Below are 4,492 nucleotides of genomic sequence, written 5' to 3' on the forward strand. Positions count from 1 at the left end.
CCGCGATACTTCTCGTGTTCGACCAACCCGCGCTCTTGGAGTTTGCCGACCATCTCGTTGACGCTGGCTGGACTCACGCCGAGTTGGTCCGCGAGGGCACCGGTTGCCGCCGGGCCGTCGTTGATGCGCTGGACGAGATAGATCGCTTTGAGATACTGATCTGCTGTGTTCATTCTGCGTCCTCCATCAATTCCGCGACTTCTTCGGCACCCGCCGCTTCCTCCGCTCGAATCCCCGAGAGCGTTTCGAGCAGTCGCTCCCGCTCGACGCCGAACGTCGTCTCGCTCTCCTCGATGGCGACGATGAGGTCGTCGTAGAACTTGTACGCCGTCTCCTCGCCGTGCAGTTGGTCGTAGAGCACGCCGTCGAAATCGTCGGGGGCGGTCTGTGCGTACTGCTCGCCCACCAACAGTTCGATCTCCTCGAACGGAATCGTCTCGGCATCGAGCTCGTCGATCAACGATTCGAGTCGACCCCTGTGTTCCGCCGATTCCTCGCGTGCCTCCGCGAGCATCTCGCGTATGTCCTTGTGAAGTTCGTCCTGTTCCTCCGAAGGGAGGGTCTCGAAATGACGCGCAGCCCGTGCCTCGACGACTTCTTCAAGTACGACGCCGATTTGGAGCAAGCGCGCGAGTTGGCGGTCCGACGAGACGCGCTGACTCACACTCATATCCGTGAAAAAGTGGTGGGGAAACTTAACACTCCCTGATGTCGGTCGCGGAAACGAAGGGAAAGAAAACGGTGAAGATCAGTAGTCGAGTCGCTCGACGATCTTCGCGTCGAGGTCCTCACGGAGCTCCTCGACTTCGACTTCGTCGAGAACGGGGACGAAGAACCCTTCCACGAGCATGTTCTTGGCCAGTTCGTCCGGCACGCCGCGCGAGCCCATGTAGAACAGGTCCTCCTCGTCGACCTGTCCGACCGTCGCGGAGTGACTGGCTTCGGTGTCGTGGTTGTTGATGATGAGTTTCGGCGAGGCGTCGGCTTCGCTCTGGTCCGAGAGCATCAGCGTGTTCTCACGCTGGTAGGAACTCGTGTCCCACGCGTCCTTGCCGACGTCCTGGACGCCCTCGTAGACGGAGCGCGCTTCGTCGTCGAGCACGCCGCGGGTGACGAGGTCGGCCGTCGTGTGTTCGTTCTTGTGCCAGACGCGGGCAGCGACGTCGAAGTGCTGGTCGTCGTGACCGAAGAACGCGCCGACGGTCTTCGTCTCCGAGCCTTCGCCGTCGAGCAGCGTCTCGACGGAGGACTTGGTGAGTCGAGAGCCGACGTTCCCCTCGACCCAGTTGACGGTGGCGTGGTCGGCGGCGGTACCACGCTTCAGCGTGTAGGTGTACGTCTCCTCGTCGACGTCCTGCAGGGAACCGTACTGGACGTGGCTGTTCTCGCCAGCCGCGATTTCGACCAGGCCGCTGTAGTAGCGTTCGCCCTCCAACTCTTCACTCTCCTGGCGTTCCAGGATCGTCACCGAGCTCGATTTCTCGGTGACGACGAGCGTGTAGTTGAACAGCGACTGGCTCTGCATCGTCGTCCGAATCGTCACGTCCTCGGCGTCGACGCCCTCGGGGACGTAGACGAGCGTACCGGACGTGAACAGCGCCGTCGAGAGCGCCGTCAGGTAGTTGTCTTCGGGGTCGATGACGGAGCCGAAGTACTCCTCGACGATCTCCTCGTGCTCGTCCAGCGCGTCGGACAGCGAGAGGACGGAGACGCCTTCGGGTTCGACGCGCTCTTTCTCCTCTGCGGCGGACAGCGGATCGACGAAGCTGTCGTAATCGAGCGCGTCGAGGTTCGTCCAGTCTCGGCCCGGCGTCCGAATGACGTCGGGCATGTCGAGGTCGTCCAACGCGGAAAGCGCGTCGAGACGGGCTTCGAGCAGCCACTCGGGTTCGCCGAGGTCGCTCGAAATCTCGCGGACGGTCTCCTCCGAGAGAGTGCTGTGAACCTGCGTGCTCATCCGAGGCTGCCCTCCATTTCGAGTTCGATGAGGCGGTTGAGTTCGACCGCGTACTCGATGGGGAGTTCTTCCGTGATGGGTTCGATGAACCCGCTCACGATCATCTGTTTCGCGTCGTCGTCGTCGAGACCGCGGCTCTGGAGGTAGAAGACGTCCTCGTCGCCGATCTTCCCGACGGTCGCCTCGTGGGCGACGTTGACGCGGCTTTCGTTGATCTCCATGTACGGCATGGTGTCCGACGTGGACTCGTTGTCGAACATCAGCGCATCACATTCGACCGACGTGGACGAGTCCACCGCCCCTTCGCTGATGTGGACGAGGCCACGGTAGTTCGTGCGGCCGCCGTCCTTGCTGATGGACTTCGACTCGATGGTCGAGTTGGTGTTCGGCGCGTTGTGGTAGACCTTCGCGCCGGTGTCGATGTTCTGTCCCTCGCCCGCGAAGGCGATGGAGATCTGATTCGCAGACGCGCCGCGACCCTTGAGGATCGAACACGGATAGAGCATGGTGGATTTCGACCCCATGCTTCCGGAGATCCACTCCATACGGCCACCTGCTTCGACGATGGCGCGCTTGGTGTTGAGGTTGTACGTGTTCTTCGACCAGTTCTGCACGGTCGAGTACTGGACGTGAGCGTCCTCGCCGACGAAGACCTCGACGCCACCGGAGTGGAGGTTGAACGCGGAGTACTTCGGTGCCGAACAGCCCTCGATGTAGTGAACTTCGCTTCCTTCCTCCGCGATGATGAGCGTGTGCTCGAACTGTCCCATCCCTTCGGAGTTCATGCGGAAGTACGCCTGCACCGGCATCTGGACGGTCACGTCCTCGGGGACGTAGACGAACGACCCACCGGACCAGACCGCGCCGTGGAGCGCCGCGAACTTGTTGTCGCTCGGCGGCACGCACTTCGTCATGAAGTACTCTCGGACGAGGTCTTCGTGCTCCTGAACCGCCTGGTCCATGTTGCAGAAGACGACGCCCTTTTCCTCCCACTGTTCCTGCATGTTCTGGTAGACGACCTCGGACTCGTACTGGGCACCGACGCCGGAGAGCGCGTTACGCTCCGCCTCCGGGATGCCGAGTTTGTCGAAGGTGTCCTTGATGTCGTCCGGGAGATCGTCCCAGTCGTCCGCGCCGCCGCGTTTGTCGACGTCGGGGCGGATGTAGGGAACGATCTCCTCGACATCGAGTCCCGAGAGGTCGGGCTGGCCGGGCCAGTCCGTCGGCAGGGGCATGTTCTGGTAGTGTTCCAGTGCGCGAAGACGCCGCTGGAGCATCCATTCGGGTTCGTCCTTGTCCTCGCTGATGAGGCGGACGACCTCCTCGGTAAGCCCCTTGTCGGACTTGACCGCGGCTCGCTGTTCCTTCTTGAACTCGAACCGTTCTTCCGTATCTGTCTCTTTCAAGTGGTCCTGATCTGAACTCATGATATCACCTTATGCGGTCTCGTAGACCTGGTCGCGGACCCAGTCGTACCCCTTGTCTTCGAGTTCCTCGGCGAGCTCCGGGCCGCCTTCCTTGACGATTTCACCGTCGAGCATGATGTGGACCGTGTCGGGTTCCACGTAGTCGAGGATACGCTGGTAGTGGGTAATCTGGAGGATGCCAGTACCCTGCTCGTCGCGGAGTGCGTTGATTCCTTTCGATACGTCTTGCAGACGGTCGATGTCCAGCCCCGAGTCAATCTCGTCCAGCACTGCGATGGACGGTTCGAGGATGGCGGCCTGCAGCACTTCGTTCTGCTTCTTCTCACCGCCGGAGAACCCGGCGTTGAGGTAGCGCATGGCGAACTTCTCGTCCATGTCGAGCAGTTCCATCTTCTCCTTGAGGAGTTCCTGGAACTCGGCGACGCCGACTTCACCGTCGTCGGCCGGGCCTTCCATCGGGCTGGTGTCGTAGCCGGACTCTTCCTCTTCGTCTTCAACTTCGTCCTCTTCACTGAAGAGGTCTTCGCGCTCTTCGAGTTTCGCGTTGAGTGCGGTGCGGAGGAAGTTGGACATCGTGACCCCTTCGATTTCGGCGGGGTACTGGAACGCGAGGAAGACACCGAGCGCCGCGCGCTCGTTCGGTTCCAGTTCGAGGAGATTCCACGTGCGCATGTCCTCGGGAATCTCGATGTCTCCGAACTCACCCTCTTCGATGTGAAGCAGAACCTCACCCTCGGTGACTTCGTACGCGGGATGGCCCGCGATTACTTTCGACGTCGTCGATTTGCCGCTTCCGTTCGGTCCCATCAACGCGTGAATCTCGCCGGATTCGACTTCGAGATCGACGCCGTTGAGGATCTTTTCGCCTTCTTCCACTACCTCTGCGTGGAGATTTTTCAGTTCGAGCGTTGCCATTGTTAGGTTCACCTAAGTCATTTGGAGCAAGGGTAGGTTGTCCCATAAACGTTTCGCATTCCTGTGCAATCGGTTTTCGGAAAGAAAAAAATTGTTTTTCAGTGTGAAAGCACAGCGGTTTATTTCACATATAATAGAGGGGTTAGAACACTACCTGTCGTTTACATGAAACTGCTGAGGCCGGTCTGTTGCT

At 60.3% G+C, this 4,492-nt stretch carries 5 protein-coding genes; all 5 read right to left on the reverse strand.

Translation table 11 applies throughout. The features are described from left to right. A partial coding sequence (locus WBV42_RS20220) for a metal-dependent transcriptional regulator (protein ID WP_423987632.1) occupies window positions 1-173 on the reverse strand: 173 nt, incomplete at its 3' end. Beyond that, window positions 170-670 carry a rubrerythrin gene (locus tag WBV42_RS20225; protein ID WP_066146357.1) on the reverse strand — a complete coding sequence of 167 codons (501 nt, stop codon included), beginning with the start codon at window positions 668-670 and terminating at the stop codon, window positions 170-172. The genes WBV42_RS20225 and WBV42_RS20220, both read right to left, overlap by 4 nt. Before the next feature lie 78 nt (window positions 671-748). Beyond that, window positions 749-1,957, reverse strand: coding sequence for a Fe-S cluster assembly protein SufD (sufD, locus tag WBV42_RS20230; RefSeq protein ID WP_423987629.1), 1,209 nt, complete (start codon window positions 1,955-1,957; stop codon window positions 749-751). Further along, the gene (gene sufB / locus WBV42_RS20235; RefSeq protein ID WP_423987630.1) at window positions 1,954-3,384 is read right to left on the reverse strand and encodes a Fe-S cluster assembly protein SufB; all 1,431 of its coding nucleotides are present in this window, start codon (window positions 3,382-3,384) and stop codon (window positions 1,954-1,956) included. Before sufB ends, sufD begins: the two co-directional genes overlap by 4 nt. A 9-nt stretch (window positions 3,385-3,393) precedes the next feature. Further along, complete coding sequence (locus WBV42_RS20240; RefSeq protein WP_423987631.1) at window positions 3,394-4,299, reverse strand: ABC transporter ATP-binding protein; 906 nt, start codon at window positions 4,297-4,299, stop codon at window positions 3,394-3,396. Between the last annotated feature and the right edge of the window lie 193 nt (window positions 4,300-4,492).

It is taken from the genome of Haladaptatus sp., assembly GCF_049589095.1.
In the GTDB taxonomy this organism is placed as follows: domain Archaea; phylum Halobacteriota; class Halobacteria; order Halobacteriales; family Haladaptataceae; genus Haladaptatus.